The sequence below is a fragment of the Methylobacterium nigriterrae genome, from assembly GCF_037106235.1.
GTDB classification, from domain to species: Bacteria; Pseudomonadota; Alphaproteobacteria; order Rhizobiales; family Beijerinckiaceae; genus Methylobacterium; species Methylobacterium nigriterrae.
The window spans coordinates 1-14253 of the sequence record NZ_JBAWTG010000115.1 but is presented as its reverse complement, the minus strand read 5'-3'; the positions used below and the strand labels follow the sequence as shown (position 1 = coordinate 14253).

Sequence of the window (14253 nt, the reverse complement as noted above, 5' to 3'; positions counted from 1 at the left end):
ACCGCGATGCGCTTCAGGAACTCGGAGGCGTTCGGATCGCTCAGCCGCTCACGAGCGTGCGGAACGGCTTGAACCGCCGCGGCGAGGTTGACGAGGTAGATGCCCGCGAACACGAACGCCTCGTCCGGAGGGCCAGTCACGCATGACGTGACCGCGGCATCCACCTCGTCTTCCGAGATCGCCTTGGCCCTGAACAGGGCGCCGATGGTCTGATCTTCTCCCATAGGGCCGAGCTTAGCACGCTGCCGTACTCGCTCCGGGCAGGTAAGGAGTCGTTCACCGTTCGCGCCGGCCCTGACCTCACTCGCCGCGGAGCCGCCGCACGGATCGGCGGGCGGACCCCGTCGGCTGCTCGTGCCGTAGCAGCCGGTGGGGCCTTCCTCAGCGCCGATCTCGCCGGCCAAGGCTGTCCCCTTGGGTTTACGCAGCGCCGAGGCATGGATCCGCATGATGGATGAACCCCGCCGCTTCTTCGCGCCCTGGCGCGTGGTCGAGTTCGAGGGCGCGTTCCGGATCGACGACGCCGCCGCTCTGCCGCTGGCCTATGCCTACTACTCCGAGGACATCGCGCGCCGGGCAGCCGGCAGCTACATGTCACGCGAGGAGGCGTGCCGGGTCGCACTGAACATCGCATCGCTGCCGGATTTGCGCGCTGCCCTGCAGGACAAGGATGGGGCAGGGGAGTTGCGGGTTGAGATTGCAGCGCTACGGGCTCAACTTGCCGAGGCCGAACGGCAACGGGATGCGTGGCGCACTGAAGCCGAACGCCTCGGTCAAACGGCTGCCTGACCGTTTCCGGAGTGCGTCACGGCCACACCGACGAGCGCATGCGTACCCCGGGCACCTCGATTGCTGCCCCCAGACTCCCTACCGTGCTAGCCCGGTTAGACGACAATGGGGGGCACGATGGGGGACGCGGACAAGCTGACGATCCTCGCCCTCGCGACCGAGAATGCCGAGCTACGCGGTCAGCTCGCGGACGCCCAAGATCTGCTCGTGGAGACAGCTATCGACGCTGGGCAGATGCACGCACGGATCGAAGCTCTAGAGGCTCGGCTTGCCCAGGCTGAGCGTGAGCGGGATGCGTGGCGGGCGGAGGCTGGCCGAGCTGAACGAGGGGCGGCATGACCGAACCGACCACCCAGCGCTTCCCCGCGCCTTGGACTGCCGTCGAGCTTGAGGAGACGTTCCGGATCGAGGACGCGAACGGCTTCCCGGTCGCCTACGTCTATTTCTCAGAGGATTGGGAGCGGCAGAACGTGGCCGGTCGGATGAGCAAGAACGAAGCTCGCCGGATCGCGGTTAGGATCGCGGCGCTACCCGAGATGCAGGCGGAGCTACAGGATCACGAGAAGCGGTTCTGAGGCGGGCAGGGTTCTGGAGGACCGGCGAGCTAAGCTCCCACTCCGGCCCCCCAGAACTGGCTCTCGAGCATCCTGGACCCCCCAGACGCGAAAGCGCACCACCGACATGGTGTTAGGTTCACTGTACACCCGCCAGGGACGAGCGCAAGCCCTGGCAGCACGCTCAGATTGTGAAGGCGGAAATGTCACCGGCCGCGCCCGAGGGGGGTGGAACGGGCACGGCCGGCAACTGCTTCCCGGGTGTGTGTCGAACCAGGGTCGCGCCTCGATGGTGCGCTAGGTGGCCTGTGCCGGCAAGGGCGCGGCGGGGCAGGGCCGCCGACGCACTCGTCCCGGTTGGGCCCTCGAGGAGGCGCACGCCGGCGGCTGCACCCTGCTGGTAGTAAGGCGCGCGACGATGCTGCGCCCGGCGGCCCGGGCCGGCAACCGTAGAGATCGAACGCGGCGAGGGGCCACCGACCGCGACAACGCGAGGAGGACGGGCGAACGTGCGCGGCCGGTGCCTGCCACCCTCCCAACAGGGCGCACGGTGATGCTGCGCCCCGCGGCCAGGGCCGGCAATCCGTCGAGAGGGGACACAGGGACGGGCGCGCGAGAGTGGGGAAGGCCGGGCACGAGACCGCCCTCGTCCCAGAGAGGTCCACTGTGATGGTAGCATGGGCCAATTCAGCCCGGCATCCAACGCGCGTTCGGCACGGCGCTGGCGAAGGGGCCGCGGCCCGACATCATGTCCGCAGCATTCGCCGATTGGGCGTTATGGTGTTATCGGCTCATCGAGAGCTGCTCAGCGATCCAGCCTCGTGCCGCCTCCAAGCTGTCGAACCAGACAGACAGCACATCGGTGGCGCAGGCCCCGAACCCCGCTTCGACACACCACTGGCCTGCCAGCCCGTTTGCGCCATGCAGCTCCGCGCTCAGGCGCACCAGGACCGCCACGAGCTTCCCATCCGCGAACGCGAGGCGTCCCTCGGTGTCCTCGCTCTGCGTCCCGATCTGCACCGGCTGCAGCGTGATCTCCACCATCTCGCGCCTCAAACCGCAATTCACTGCCAAGCCTTCAGCTCCTAACCGCATTCACTTACGGCAAGCTTCACAGGGCGAGCAGGACACGGGTTACGGCAGCGCACGAAAAGGGATGAGATGGTTGACTAGGCAGCCCTGGCAGGGCGCAGGTCCAGGTAGCCCGGATCGAACTCGGCAAACGCCTTCAGCCGCTCCACGTCGGGGATGGTCAGGCGGTGCTTGCTCCAGACGATCAGATCGCTCCCCCGTAACGCCTGCAGGACACGGTTGATGTGGACCTGCGAAATGCCCATTGCATCCGCCAGATCCGTCTGCGAGATCGCCAGCTCGAAGCTGTTCGCGTCGGCAAGCCCCACGACCTGCAGGCAGACCAAAAGCTCGCAGAAGTGGTGGGCCAAGCGCCTATCCGCTGGCCGGCTGTCGTTCACCAGCCACTCGCGGGCCCGGCTCAGTTCCATCAGGGTGAGCCAGCGCAGGGCGCGGGCGATGCCGGGATGCGTCTCGATCAGCTCGGTGAGTCTTGCGCGCGGGATGTCGACCACCAAGCACGGCGTCAGAGCGCCCAGCCGCAGGTCGCGCGCGGAGGGGCCGGAGCTGTGCATGCGGCAGAGGTCGCCCGGCACGGCAAACGAGACGATCCGGCGGCCGCCCTGCCAGAGGGTCTTGTAGCGCCCGGCGACGCCGCTCATCACGAGGTAGACGCGATCCGTGTTGTCGTAGACCGCAATGTCCTGCCGCGCGGGAACACAGCGCCGGGTACGCGTGAGCGCCTCCAGGGCGGAGCGCTCGACCTCGGACAGGTCAGCGCCGTGTTCCAGCTTCCGGATAAGGGGGTGGCTCATAGCTCCACAGTGCGGAGCGCTGACCAGGATGACGCGGAATGATGGTGCGGAGGCTCCTGGCACATTGGTACTGAATGAAACCTAACGAAGGCTTGCCCTATATTCAGTCTGAGCCGCGTTCTCTACGAGGTGGTGCAGACGAGGCGTAATGGGCCCCGCGGCTCCTATGAGGCGCCGCTCGCGGATTGGGCGTTATGGGACCGGCGGATCAGGATCTAGGATGGTCACAGCAGAACGATCACGGTAGCCGACGAGGCCGCATCGGAGCCGTTGTGAGGATCACGCGCCCGCTCTAAACCGGCATCCTCGTCCCAGTGTCGAGGGATAAGGTGGCATCCGCACGAACACTCAGGGTCGTCAGGCTGCTTGCAGCTGAAGCACGGGCACCGGGTTGACCAGGCGCTCCAGCATGGCCATGCCGGCCTCGACCATGCGGTGCTTCTCGGCCTCGCTGAACTCGCCGAACATATCGTCGATGGCAGCGTACCAGTCGCGGTAGGTGGGGCTGCTACTCTGCGCCAGGAGGAACACCATCGCGTCGATGACGCGCTCCTGCATGGGCCGGGTGTCTAGCCGAGGAGGAATCATCCGGTTCACCAAAGCTCAGCCCTGGCTGCCCTGCGGAGCAAGGCGCCACCGTGACAAGGTCGGGGGTCGCAGTCGGACGGATCCGCCGCTGAGCGGCCGAGGCAAGCCATAGCGGCGGGAGGGTGGCGCCGAACGGCCGCGCCACCGTGTCAGAGAAGCACTCTGATCTATGCGAGATGCCAGCCTGCCTCGATGGACGAGGTGAGATGTTCGCAGGCCTCGACACTCTCGGAGATACCCACGGCAAGGTCTGCCCGCGTCAGCCCGTGCGAGGCGAGCGCGCCTTCCCAGTACTGGGCACCCGCCGCCTCGGGCGAGCGGCCGAGCGCGCTCTCGTAGAGCGCCTCCACATACTGCGCATCCGTTTGCGATGATGGATGCAGGGCCGCGTACTCAGGCGAGGAGAGGATGCCCTGTGCTATCGCCGAGAACGACGTGCCGGCGTGCGCCTCTGCGGACCAACCCTGCAGGCCGGTCGCGTCAGGTGCACGGTCGAGCAGGCCATAGTAGAGCCGCGCCACGTCGCAGGCGGTCGGATCGGGCACAAATACGCCTTCGTTGAAGGCTGGCTGCAACTCATTCATGTGCTCGGTGGAGAAGACGAAGCTGTCCGCGACGTCCGCTCGGGAGGAGCCGCTGTTGAGAGCTGCAGTCCAGAACTGGGCACCCGCCCCATCACTGGACCGGCCGAGCACCGTCTCGTAGAGCTGCTCGACAAAACCGGCGTTGTCCGGGGCGTTGAAGTGGGACTGGCCTTCGGGCGACGTCAGGAAGCCCTCGGTCACATCGTGCAAGGATGTCCCTTTGTCCAAGAGCGTGTGCCATCCCTCGCTGAGCGGATCGGGCGCGCGGTCGAGCAGCCCCTCATACAACGCATAGACTTCTCCACCCGTGCTGCTGACGTAATGCGTGGATGTGCCGAACCAACTCGCGTTCGTCATGCCGCCAAAAGTAGACTCACTTTCGCCAGACACGGGAGCGTCATCCAGATTATCTGAAGAACTGCTTGTGCTCAGTGATCCTCCATCCATACATGGAACCTCTGGAGCAATAATTCCCATGGCACTTACCCCTTGGGTTATTCTCCCCCTCGGGCAGGCTCGCCTTTAAAACAATCTTAAGCAAGAGATAAAGAAAGATATCCAAGCCTAACAAGTTAATATCCACATCTGGTTTGTGTGCACTGGAGGTGCGGATTCGGACATATTTAGATTTGTGAATCCAATACTTGATAAGTATCGTACAATTTTGAACCCTGCAGGCAGATATAATTGCTTTGAGCAAGCGAGCGCCCCTGTCGGGCGGTCGAGACGCGGATGTAGGCGACGGCGGGCGTCGTTACAGCGGAGCGTCACAGGCAAACCAAGGGTTCCAGCAGGGCTGGGTTGCTCTCTGCACCCTAGCCCTGCTGCTCGCCGCTGAGGCAATACGCGCCCCCTTTCGACAGCTGGGGGTGAGATGTCTCGGGTCTACCGAGTGGAGACGCGCAAGCGCGGATTCGTCGGCCAGTTCTGCAAGTGGGGTTTTGTTGGCTTCAACGCGCTGATGGTGTGGTCGCTGTGGGCTGATTTGCTCACGACACTCACGGGCATCGGGCAGGGAATGTCTGCGGTCGCCAGCACCGTGGGATGGATCGCCTCTTCGTTTAGCGGAGCGGTGCTTGTCATCCTTTGGCTCGCGGGTGCGGTGATCCTCGCACTGCTCACGTTCATGACGCGTAGCCGGATGATCGTCCTTATTGATGAGCGCTGAGCAGGACGGGATCTACGCTCGTCGCCATTGCGGCCGCACTACGTCACCCGCTCCAGCACGCGCTTCACCTGCACGGCAGACCAGGCGCCGCCGCGAGCGGTCGGGATGCCCCTGACGTTCAGTTTGGCTGCCACCTGACGCAATGAGGCACCACCGGCCTGCAGCTCCCGCATGACGGGCGCCAGATCGGCCGCACGTCTATCGGCCTTACCGCCCCGCACTGCGACGCTCGCCGCGTTGCCACGATCCCGCACGTTCAGGAAGTTGCCCCGGTCGCCCCCGAGCTTGCGCCCGCGCGCCTTGGCGGCGGCCAGCGCCGCCTTGGTGCGGGCCGAGATCATCTGCGCCTCGTGCTCGGCCACGGCCGCCAGGATGTGAACCGTGAGGCGGTTCGCCTGCGGGAAGTCGGCAGCCGTGAACTCGACGCTGCTCTCCATCAGGTTGGAGATGAAGGCCACGTTGCGGGCCAGCCGGTCGAGCTTGGCGATGATCAGCGTGGCGCCGTGCATCCGGCAGAGGCGCAGCGCCTCGGCGAGCTTCGGGCGATCGTTGCGCTTGCCGCTCTCGACCTCGACCACCTCGGCCACGAGCTGCCAGCTGCCGCCGTTTAGGTGGGTGCGCACGGCCTCCTGCTGCGCCTCAAGGCCCAAGCCGGACTGCCCCTGGCGGGCGGTGGAGACGCGGTAGTAGGCCACGAACTTGCCCTGCGCCACGCACCCTCCAGCCCCGGAACACTCACGGCTACGTTCGTAGCTGCAAACGTAACAGACTCGACGAGCGCATCAAGGGTGGCCCTGGCGGCAACAGTGGCGGGAAGCTGTGCCGCAGCGGGAGGCAGAGGATTTGGTGTAGGATCGATTCGCTTGGTGAGAGTGACTGAAGTAATGGCTTCACGGCTTCGAGATTTGAGAGAATCGTGGCGACAGAACCACAAACATCCGTCCTCGTACTTTTGGCCGGTCCCTCAAACTAGCGCTTCTGCGTACAATCGCAGCGCTTGATGAGAACAACCAAATCGATGCCGTGTGGCTTCGTCTTTGGTGGTCTCACCAAGAGGCGCCCGGTCCACGACTGGTACTCGTGGCCGGGCTGATTTCCCTTGGCAGAGAAACGCACCCGGAGGTACGTGAACGCATTAGACCATACAGGATCCCTCCTGTCACCGATCGGTGGCTAGCCATCAGCAGTGCGGCCGACGATCAGGTCCGAACGCTCACAAACCTCTGGGTGCGTTGATCTTTAGGATCTTCGCATGATGCATTCCGTTACCGCTGTCCTGCCGGGCAGCGTTGGCAGTGGGTTCGGCTGTGCCGCGCCCGCTGTCCTGAAGCCCTACGACCCCAATGACGCTATCGGCATCGGCAAGGCGCGCGCCCTGTCGGGCGAGGAGCGGCTGCGCCTGATCGGATTGGCCCAGCGCTATGGCCTCGGCCGCAAGATCGGTGCGCGCTGGGCTTTCTCACGCGTGGCGCTGCGCGCCTTCCTCGATGGCGATGAGGAGGGGCTTGCCGCCTACCTCGCTGGCGATCGCACCGGCCCCGCTGTCACCCGCGCCTACCAAGCGGCGGGCGTACCGCTTCAGGCCAAGCCTTCGGCCTCGTCTGTCTAAGCCGCACCGGCGCTACGAAGTAATCCAGAACAACTAATCTGCTGGGCAAACAAAAAGCCCGGCGAGTTCGCGCTCGCGCGGGCTTAAGATAGGACATTCCTCAATGCAAACCCTGTGTAACCGGCCTGCAGTAGCAGGTCAAGAGGCCGTTTGTGCCTCCGATTCTGCACGCCTGTGCGTTAGAAAGCCGCTCGCGCTGCAGGCTCATCTCGCCTGCTTCGAGCAGTCGGTGCGCGCCATCCAAGATCGCTTCGGTGTCTCGGCCGACCTCGCAGCCGTCGTCGCGCAGCTGGCGGGTCTCGGCCCGCGGGAGGTGCGCAATGATTGAGACCCCGCGCCTTCACGAAGCCCTGCGCCTCGTCGGCTATGGCCTTAGCGTGTTCCCGCTGCAGGGCATGCGGGCAAGCCCTTCTGGCACGCTCGTCTGCACCTGCGGCTCACCCAAATGCGAACATCCCGGTAAGCACCCGCTGCCGGCGCTCGCGCCGAACGGGCTCAAGAACGCAACCACCTGCGCGGACACGGTGGAGCGCTGGTTCTCAAAGGCTCGGCTCGCCAACATCGGCATGGCAACCGGTCCCGTCATCGTCCTCGACGTCGATCCGCGTCACGGCGGGGACGAGAGCCTGCACCAGCTCGAGGCCGCGTACGGCCCGCTGCCGCTGACCTGGCGCGTCCTGACAGGCGGCGGAGGCGAACACATCTTCTTCCTGCCGCCTGACGGGATCGAGATCCGCAATAGCGCAGGTGATCGCGGCGGGCTCGCGCCCGGTCTCGATATCCGCGGTGTCGGCGGCTACGTGGTCGCGCCCTCGAGTCTGCATGTGTCGGGGCGCACCTACGAATGGTCGGTCGACCATCATCCCGACGAGACACCGCTCGCGCCGTTGCCCGACTGGATGATGGCCGCTCTCGCGCGGCCGCAGGCCGGAGCAGCGCGGTCCGCTTCGGATTGGCGCCAGCTCATCTCCGAGGGCGTCACCAACGGCAGCCGCAACGATGCCGTGACGCGTCTCACCGGCCATCTGCTGCGGCGCTTCGTCGACCCGACGATGGTGCATGAGCTGGTGCAGGCCTGGAACCTTGCCCGCTGCGCACCGCCGCTCCAGCCAGAGGAGGTGACGAAAGCCGTCGCGTCCATCGCCCGCAAGGAACTTAAGCGCCGGGAGGCCCGCGATGGCATCCGCTGACGATATCCTCAACCTCGCCGACTACCAGAGCCGCAAGCGGCCCAAGCATCAGGGCCCGGCTCGAGATCAGGTTGAGCCGGTCACCGAGGACTGGGCCGCCCAGGTCTTCCTGCAGCGCTACTCCAACACCCTGCTGTTCTGCCACGACAGCGGTCTCTGGCACGATTGGTCCGGTTCGGCTTGGGTGCCGAACAAGATCAACGCCGCCCTCCATCGGGTGCGCGAGATCGCGCGCGAGCTCAGCAAAGACGAGGATGAGAAGATCCGTGCCACTGTAGGCAAGGCGAGCTTCGCCTCCGGCGCGGAGCGGTTCTGCCGCGCCGATCCGGCCTTCGCCGTTACGTCGGAGGTCTGGGACAGCGATCCCTGGCTGCTGGGCACGCCCGGCGGCACGGTGGACCTGCACACGGGCGAGATGCGGCCGGCCGATCCGGCCGAGCGCATCACCAAGCTCACCGCGGTCGCGCCGGCCGACACGGCCGAGTGCCCGCTCTGGCTGGCCTTCCTCGGCCAGGCCACGGATAGCGACGCAGGGCTGATCCGCTTCCTGCAGCAATGGTGTGGCTACTGCCTCACCGGCGTCACCCGTGAGCACGCGCTGGTGTTCGTCTATGGCCCGGGCGGCAACGGCAAGAGCGTATTCCTGAACGTGCTCACCGGGATCCTGGCCGAGTACGCCAGAACGGCGGCCATGGACACGTTCACGGCCTCCAAGGGCGACAGGCATCCAACCGACATGGCCATGCTGCGGGCTGCTCGCCTCGTCACGGCCTCCGAGACGGAGGAGGGCCATCCCTGGGCGGAGGCACGCATCAAGAGCCTCACGGGCGGTGATCCGGTCACGGCGCGCTTCATGCGCCAGGACTTCTTCACCTACGTGCCGACGTTCAAGCTGACGGTCGTGGGCAATCACCAGCCCGCGCTCAAGAACGTGGACGATGCGGCCCGGCGCCGGTTCAACATCGTGCCGTTCGTGCACAAGCCCCCGGCTCCTGATCGGCAGCTCGAGGAGAAGCTCAAGGCCGAGTGGCCGGCCATCCTGCGCTGGATGATCGAGGGCTGTCTCGACTGGCAGCAGAACGGCCTGGCGCGGCCCGCGAGCGTGACGGAGGCCACGGAGGCCTATTTCGCCGAGCAGGACCTCATGAGCCAATGGCTCGCCGACAGGTGCTTGGTGCGCCAGGGCGACCCGGCTTGCTGGGACACGCTCGCGGAGCTTTTCGCGTCCTGGAAAGCCTACGCGGCTGCGGCGGGAGAGGACCCTGGCACGATCAAGAGCTTCGGTCCGGCCATGCGGCGCAAGGGTTTCCGCGACAAGCGCACGGCAGCGGCCAAGGGGCTGATAGGCGTGCGGCTCCTGTCAGAGCCACAGTACCCGCGGAATGACCGAGAATGACGGTCATTTCCCTTATGCCCTGTCTCACGCGCGCGTAGAGGCGATAATGGCGAATGACCGTCATTCTTGGTCATCGGTCACGGCGCCGATGGCCTGAAGGGCGGCAGCCGTTCTCACCCCACCAACCCTGGCCGTGCTCGCGGCCGGGGCTCAGGCGGGTGGATGGGTCATCACGGCTCACGACAGCATCACCAGCATGCTATGCTGAAGATCACGCCGAGCGCCGCTGCACAGACCGCGAGGAGTTCGGCCAGATCCATGGCCGTCCTTCAAAGCCGTGGTCGCGGCCTGGGCAGCGGGATCGTGACGGTCTGGCCTGTGCGTGGATCGAGGATCACCATGGCAGCCCCCTGAACTCGTGCGAGCCAGGAGTCCGTGCGGCTAAGCAGGCGAAATCTCGGCAGTTTCACAGCTCTGTTCGGATGTGGTTAGCGCTCCCTTAACCTCTTCGCCCCGACGCTACCCTGCCTGCCGCGGGCTGTCCCCGCAGACGCGGTGGGCTGACCCCGTCGGCTGCCTTGGACATCCAGCCGGCGGGGTCGTACTGGCGCTCCGCAGCGCGGCGGCTCTGCCCGTCGTTAGCACTGCGCCTTATTCCATTCGCCGTTGCAGGCCCAAATTCCTAGATTCCACAACTCCCCGCACTCTGCCCTCTCGCCCGCACAGCCGAGATCGGCGATGATCCTGCGCAGGGCCACGGGCAGTGGCAGGGGATGGGCATGCGGGCGGTTGTGGTGGGTCTGGTCGGAGCGACGCTGAGCGTCAGCGGGGCCGCTGCTGCGCCGAAGAGCTGCCCGCTCCTAGGCGCCACCTTGATGACTAGCGCTGGGCCCAACTCCTATGGCGAGTATCTCTACGGCATTCGCCCGACGACCAAGACGTTCGACGGTCAGCGCTTTACCGTGACCCGCACAACCCGGGTCAAGGAGATGACCCGCAACCCCGCCACGGGCTACATGCGGGATGTCGGCTACGAAGCGGTGAGCCTGCGGAGCTCCAACGGCCTGCTAATCATCCGCGAGCAGAAGGTGATCGGCGCGCCGCCACAGTGGACCTTCTCGCGCGCACCGAAGGATGCGCCTGGCATTCGCTGGGGGCAGGGGTCCGCTTGGAAGGTGAAGGTCGGCGAGACACTCTGGATCGTGCAGGAGGGACCTCTGGCGGGCTACACAGTGCGGGTCTCCGCCTGTCGCCACTGGGCGACTCCATAATGGAGCTGACGCGACGGGAAACGCGCTGATTATGCGAATTGCGCGCCTTCGCGCGCGCGAAGCGAACCTCAGTGCGGTAAGGGGCTGAGCGCGTTCGAGGATGGTTGCTCCTAGCCCATGCCGGTAGGCTGACGCCCCAGTCAGCGGAGGGCGGCATGCCGCAATCGAGTTACGGTCTCAGCCAGAGGCGCTTGCGCCGCGCGGCGCGGCTCAGAGCGGAGATCGAATCAGAGCGGGAGCGGCTTCGCGAGCTGCTCGAACAGACCCAAACCTTGCTGGACCGGCTCTCTGTCGAGCCCGCGATCGGCGAACCGCCGCCCCAGGAGCGGATGGCGAATAGCGCCGCGGCGCCAGCTCGTCCGTTTCCATCAACGCACTTCCGCGAAGGCTACTGAGTCCAGCGCTCCGCTGCGGGCCTGCGAGCGGCTGTTCTAATCACTGCGTACTACCTCATAAGATCAAATATTCAAAGTCGTTATCGCAGATAATTACCGTTAGGCTGCTCAGTCCCTAAAATTTATCCGCTGCCCATAGAAGACAAGAAGCACGCGGGGAGGGTCGATGCGAGCAAGTAGCTGGATAATCCTATCGGCATTCCTGATGCTGACGGATGCAGCGTCGGTTTCTTCTGCAAGGGCGGTAGAAAACGACAGCGGAACCGTGGATGACGCGTTGAGAAGCGCGGACGACAAGCTTTCAGCTTACCTTGACCGCTTTAAGGACGATCCACAATCAAATAATGCATTGCGACAGAAGCGTGATGACGGGCCGAAACCCCTGTCGCCCGTGAAGGCGGGTGCTGCTTCAACGCATCAGCCGCTCCCGCAGAATGACGCGACGCCAGATTACCGATCGGTGGTTCAGAAGAGACTGGATGACAACGAGCGGAGCTGGAAGCGCCTGACCAACTCGATCTGCGTGGGATGCGGGACAGCCCATCAGCCCGTGAAAGCCCCTCCCGTGAACCCGGGTGAAGTGCTTGCGAGGCACTCGCCACCTTCGGGAGACCTAGAAGCTAAAGCACCGGAGACGGCGAAAAACACCTCCCCTGTGCGCGTTGCTGCCGCCCCGCGGAAAAGGCTGCGCTACGCAAAGCTCAGACGGCAGCTTCTCAGCCAAACCCAACGGGTGGCCCACATCCGCCAGCGTTCCCGAACCGCTTCTCTACATCCAGCTTGGAGCGCTAGGCATGTCGCTCGAGCGCGGGTTCGATATGCCGGGCAGGCGTTGCGCATGCACCGAGCCCACTGGCAGACGCGAAAGGTTGTGGCAATCAGGAGACGGTTTGTTGCGCTTGGGAGCAATCGGGTCCGCCGGAGTTATCCAGGCCACTCACCATCACACCTGATCCGGCAACGGTATGCGTTGTGCACGTACAGCTACGGCGCCTTCTTCCCAGTGGGCCTTTGGCCAACCGCGTGTGTGAGTTCACGGTAACTCCTTCTGTGCGCCTGAACCCGAAAGGGTACAAGCCCGATCGTACCTTGCGACTCTGGTGCTCGGCCCGAGGCTGTCGTTGCGGCCCTCGTGCTCCTGCTGATCCGCGGACACTGACGGACCGCATGGTTTTGGGCTTGGCCCTACCAAAGCGCCCACCTACCGACGACGTTCTGCAACGCTGCCCCGGAGGCTTGCACTCTCGGACCTGAACTGGAGCAAGCACCCGCTTCGATCAAGCCTCGTCTACGAAGCTGAGGAGGAGTGAGCGATGGGTGTGGGCAATCGTGAGCGCCCGCTCGATCTCGGCTAGGACCTGCCGGGCTTGCCCGTGTGGAACGGCCCGCGCACCCGTCTAAGCGGCCGCCACAAGTACTGAAGCGGGTGAGCTTTCCTACTCCTTAGCCTGACCGGAAAGGCATGCTTGAACGTATGAGCGGCGTTCGAGGATGTTTTTGTTGTCGGTGTTTGAGGCGCCAAATTCATTCGCGCCACCAGGAAACTTCAACGTTGCTTCTCCACGACAGGCAACAGCCCTTGAGGAGTGGCTGACCAAGAGAGGACTGAACAGCTTCAACGCGAAATCTCTTCCGGCGAAAATGACGATCCCTGCCAATGCGGCTGTACAGACCAGAAGAGTCGCTCGGCTTGCAGTCATGTGCGGTCTCTCACGACTTCAGATAGCCTGCTTAAGCAAAATGCGCTCCTACTTGGATGGGCCTTGTGTCTGGCCGCCGGGCGTGCGTGCCAGCGAGGTCAGCGAGCCATCCGTTGCTGCATTTCCGGTATCGCTCATCCGTTGCGACCATTCTGCGGCTCGCTCTCGGTCGAGTTTCTGCGCTGCGTATAGAGCGCCAAGCACCAGCAGCCCGATGCCGAGGGTTGCCTTCGTGGCCGTCCAGGTGCGGTTGATCATCAACCACCCTCGCACGGAACATGGTGCCGACGATACCGCTCTGCTCGCCTTGCAGATCCGCCCTTTTCACTCGCGGGCGTCAAAATACGGATGACCTGCATCCGTGAGGACACGGTCCACAGCCTCGATTGCCAAGAGGACGCGCGTCAGATCCTCGGCCATCGAGACCGGCGCCAGATCGATGCTGCCGAGCCTCTTGGCAATGGCGCTCCGCTGCCTCACAAGGGCCGAGCGCGCTCGATTGAGATCGTCGACTTCGTCAGTCGTCACGGGGTGACCTCTCTCTTGAAATGCCTGGGCCAATCGGACCCTGTTTAGCGAGCCCGCCAGCTCAGCTGTTGTCGGCGACCGAGGCATCCCCGAGCCAGAACAGCACCTCGTCGAGGGTGTCGAAGCGATGCTCGACGTCGATGAAGGGGTGCGGCCTCTGCGCGGCTGGAAGCTCGTCCAATAGCTCGGCGCGCCATCGTCTCACGTCACCACCGGCAGTGATGTCGCGAACCACGCCACCGATGACCACGCCGTCGAGCACAAGGTCGTAGCTGCCGGCCGCGAGGCGGTGGAGAGTGTAGGGCATGGACGTTCTGTGCCTGGAAATGACCAACCTCGGGTTCAGGCACGGTGGTTCCATCTTTCCTGGTAGTTGTTCGCCTGACCGGTTGCCCGTGTCGCTAGAAGGAGGCTCACGCCAGCAGCCGCGATCGCTAAGGCGAAGACCTCCAGGTCCTGCGCGAACAGCACGCCGCTGAGCCGCGTCAGCGGCCACACGATGAGCAGCAGCATTCCAGCCGGCGGGAAGAGGATCAGCGCGTAGACGGGAACGATCAGCCAGCGTGGCATCGGCTCATCCCATCAGGATCGTGGCGATGACCTGCTTGGCCCGCTCTAGGTCCAACTGCGCCTCAGCTGCGGCAGCCTCGGCCTG

Annotated in this window: 19 protein-coding genes; 9 read left to right on the top strand and 10 right to left on the bottom strand. The window is 64.8% G+C overall.

From position 1 onward, the window contains the following. A partial coding sequence (locus tag WDW90_RS29410; protein ID WP_336491042.1) for a hypothetical protein occupies window positions 1-404 on the bottom strand: 404 nt, incomplete at its 3' end. 43 nt (window positions 405-447) lie between these two features. On the opposite strand from WDW90_RS29410, the gene WDW90_RS29405 reads away from it, so the two are divergent. From WDW90_RS29405 to WDW90_RS29395, 3 genes are all read left to right on the top strand, one after another. Beyond that, window positions 448-789, top strand: coding sequence for a hypothetical protein (locus tag WDW90_RS29405; protein WP_336491041.1), 342 nt, complete (start codon window positions 448-450; stop codon window positions 787-789). 117 nt (window positions 790-906) lie between these two features. Then, complete coding sequence (locus WDW90_RS29400; RefSeq protein ID WP_336491040.1) at window positions 907-1128, top strand: hypothetical protein; 222 nt, start codon at window positions 907-909, stop codon at window positions 1126-1128. Beyond that, a complete protein-coding gene (locus WDW90_RS29395) occupies window positions 1125-1364 on the top strand; it encodes a hypothetical protein (RefSeq protein WP_336491039.1) in 240 nt (79 codons plus the stop codon). The genes WDW90_RS29400 and WDW90_RS29395 overlap by 4 nt, the downstream gene beginning before the upstream one ends. Window positions 1365-2126: 762 nt before the next feature. Here the strand turns inward: WDW90_RS29395 and WDW90_RS29390 are convergent. From WDW90_RS29390 to WDW90_RS29375, 4 genes are all read right to left on the bottom strand, one after another. Beyond that, window positions 2127-2387, bottom strand: coding sequence for a hypothetical protein (locus tag WDW90_RS29390; RefSeq protein WP_336491038.1), 261 nt, complete (start codon window positions 2385-2387; stop codon window positions 2127-2129). A gap of 125 nt (window positions 2388-2512) precedes the next feature. Next, window positions 2513-3229 carry a Crp/Fnr family transcriptional regulator gene (locus WDW90_RS29385; protein WP_336491037.1) on the bottom strand — a complete coding sequence of 239 codons (717 nt, stop codon included), beginning with the start codon at window positions 3227-3229 and terminating at the stop codon, window positions 2513-2515. 357 nt (window positions 3230-3586) lie between these two features. Continuing rightward, complete coding sequence (locus tag WDW90_RS29380) at window positions 3587-3787, bottom strand: hypothetical protein (protein WP_336491036.1); 201 nt, start codon at window positions 3785-3787, stop codon at window positions 3587-3589. A gap of 197 nt (window positions 3788-3984) precedes the next feature. Further along, the gene (locus WDW90_RS29375; protein ID WP_336491035.1) at window positions 3985-4758 is read right to left on the bottom strand and encodes a DUF4214 domain-containing protein; all 774 of its coding nucleotides are present in this window, start codon (window positions 4756-4758) and stop codon (window positions 3985-3987) included. Window positions 4759-5275: 517 nt separating this feature from the next. Here WDW90_RS29375 and WDW90_RS29370 point away from each other — a divergent pair. Further along, window positions 5276-5569 carry a hypothetical protein gene (locus WDW90_RS29370; protein WP_336491034.1) on the top strand — a complete coding sequence of 98 codons (294 nt, stop codon included), beginning with the start codon at window positions 5276-5278 and terminating at the stop codon, window positions 5567-5569. Window positions 5570-5607: 38 nt separating this feature from the next. On the opposite strand, the gene WDW90_RS29365 is transcribed toward WDW90_RS29370, so the two are convergent. After that, window positions 5608-6282 carry a recombinase family protein gene (locus tag WDW90_RS29365; protein WP_336491033.1) on the bottom strand — a complete coding sequence of 225 codons (675 nt, stop codon included), beginning with the start codon at window positions 6280-6282 and terminating at the stop codon, window positions 5608-5610. A 539-nt stretch (window positions 6283-6821) separates the two neighbouring features. On the opposite strand from WDW90_RS29365, the gene WDW90_RS29360 reads away from it, so the two are divergent. The 5 genes from WDW90_RS29360 (at window position 6822) to WDW90_RS29340 (ending at window position 11370) form a co-directional block, all read left to right on the top strand. Further along, the gene (locus tag WDW90_RS29360) at window positions 6822-7178 is read left to right on the top strand and encodes a hypothetical protein (RefSeq protein ID WP_336491032.1); all 357 of its coding nucleotides are present in this window, start codon (window positions 6822-6824) and stop codon (window positions 7176-7178) included. A gap of 320 nt (window positions 7179-7498) precedes the next feature. Further along, window positions 7499-8368 (top strand): bifunctional DNA primase/polymerase, encoded by an 870-nt coding sequence (locus WDW90_RS29355; RefSeq protein ID WP_336491031.1) that lies wholly within the window; start codon window positions 7499-7501, stop codon window positions 8366-8368. After that, window positions 8355-9764, top strand: coding sequence for a phage/plasmid primase, P4 family (locus tag WDW90_RS29350; protein ID WP_336491030.1), 1410 nt, complete (start codon window positions 8355-8357; stop codon window positions 9762-9764). Before WDW90_RS29355 ends, WDW90_RS29350 begins: the two co-directional genes overlap by 14 nt. A gap of 815 nt (window positions 9765-10579) precedes the next feature. Further along, on the top strand, window positions 10580-10975 hold the full coding sequence (locus WDW90_RS29345) for a hypothetical protein (protein WP_336491029.1): 396 nt from the start codon (window positions 10580-10582) through the stop codon (window positions 10973-10975). Between the two features lie 155 nt (window positions 10976-11130). After that, window positions 11131-11370 carry a hypothetical protein gene (locus tag WDW90_RS29340; protein WP_336491028.1) on the top strand — a complete coding sequence of 80 codons (240 nt, stop codon included), beginning with the start codon at window positions 11131-11133 and terminating at the stop codon, window positions 11368-11370. A gap of 1748 nt (window positions 11371-13118) precedes the next feature. On the opposite strand, the gene WDW90_RS29335 is transcribed toward WDW90_RS29340, so the two are convergent. The 4 genes from WDW90_RS29335 to WDW90_RS29320 all read right to left on the bottom strand — a co-directional run bounded on the left by WDW90_RS29335 (window position 13119) and on the right by WDW90_RS29320 (window position 14168). Beyond that, entirely contained in the window at window positions 13119-13328 is a 210-nt protein-coding gene (locus WDW90_RS29335; RefSeq protein WP_336491027.1) for a hypothetical protein, read from the bottom strand. 66 nt (window positions 13329-13394) lie between these two features. Next, window positions 13395-13598 carry a hypothetical protein gene (locus WDW90_RS29330; RefSeq protein WP_336491026.1) on the bottom strand — a complete coding sequence of 68 codons (204 nt, stop codon included), beginning with the start codon at window positions 13596-13598 and terminating at the stop codon, window positions 13395-13397. Window positions 13599-13659: 61 nt separating this feature from the next. Next, the gene (locus WDW90_RS29325; RefSeq protein ID WP_336491025.1) at window positions 13660-13905 is read right to left on the bottom strand and encodes a hypothetical protein; all 246 of its coding nucleotides are present in this window, start codon (window positions 13903-13905) and stop codon (window positions 13660-13662) included. A 35-nt stretch (window positions 13906-13940) separates the two neighbouring features. Further along, a complete protein-coding gene (locus WDW90_RS29320) occupies window positions 13941-14168 on the bottom strand; it encodes a hypothetical protein (protein ID WP_336491024.1) in 228 nt (75 codons plus the stop codon). Window positions 14169-14253 lie beyond the last annotated feature (85 nt).

Bases quoted from the DNA above. Each gene is read 5' to 3' on its own strand.
- WDW90_RS29320 (WP_336491024.1), bottom strand. From the start codon at position 14,168: ATGCCACGCTGGCTGATCGTTCCCGTCTACGCGCTGATCCTCTTCCCG.
- WDW90_RS29360 (WP_336491032.1), top strand. From the start codon at position 6,822: ATGATGCATTCCGTTACCGCTGTCCTGCCGGGCAGCGTTGGCAGTGGG.
- WDW90_RS29350 (WP_336491030.1), top strand. From the start codon at position 8,355: ATGGCATCCGCTGACGATATCCTCAACCTCGCCGACTACCAGAGCCGC.
- WDW90_RS29370 (WP_336491034.1), top strand. From the start codon at position 5,276: ATGTCTCGGGTCTACCGAGTGGAGACGCGCAAGCGCGGATTCGTCGGC.
- WDW90_RS29325 (WP_336491025.1), bottom strand. From the start codon at position 13,905: ATGCCCTACACTCTCCACCGCCTCGCGGCCGGCAGCTACGACCTTGTG.
- WDW90_RS29340 (WP_336491028.1), top strand. From the start codon at position 11,131: ATGCCGCAATCGAGTTACGGTCTCAGCCAGAGGCGCTTGCGCCGCGCG.
- WDW90_RS29335 (WP_336491027.1), bottom strand. From the start codon at position 13,328: ATGATCAACCGCACCTGGACGGCCACGAAGGCAACCCTCGGCATCGGG.
- WDW90_RS29375 (WP_336491035.1), bottom strand. From the start codon at position 4,758: ATGACGAACGCGAGTTGGTTCGGCACATCCACGCATTACGTCAGCAGC.
- WDW90_RS29400 (WP_336491040.1), top strand. From the start codon at position 907: ATGGGGGACGCGGACAAGCTGACGATCCTCGCCCTCGCGACCGAGAAT.
- WDW90_RS29390 (WP_336491038.1), bottom strand. From the start codon at position 2,387: ATGGTGGAGATCACGCTGCAGCCGGTGCAGATCGGGACGCAGAGCGAG.
- WDW90_RS29405 (WP_336491041.1), top strand. From the start codon at position 448: ATGATGGATGAACCCCGCCGCTTCTTCGCGCCCTGGCGCGTGGTCGAG.
- WDW90_RS29345 (WP_336491029.1), top strand. From the start codon at position 10,580: ATGACTAGCGCTGGGCCCAACTCCTATGGCGAGTATCTCTACGGCATT.
- WDW90_RS29355 (WP_336491031.1), top strand. From the start codon at position 7,499: ATGATTGAGACCCCGCGCCTTCACGAAGCCCTGCGCCTCGTCGGCTAT.
- WDW90_RS29385 (WP_336491037.1), bottom strand. From the start codon at position 3,229: ATGAGCCACCCCCTTATCCGGAAGCTGGAACACGGCGCTGACCTGTCC.
- WDW90_RS29395 (WP_336491039.1), top strand. From the start codon at position 1,125: ATGACCGAACCGACCACCCAGCGCTTCCCCGCGCCTTGGACTGCCGTC.
- WDW90_RS29380 (WP_336491036.1), bottom strand. From the start codon at position 3,787: ATGCAGGAGCGCGTCATCGACGCGATGGTGTTCCTCCTGGCGCAGAGT.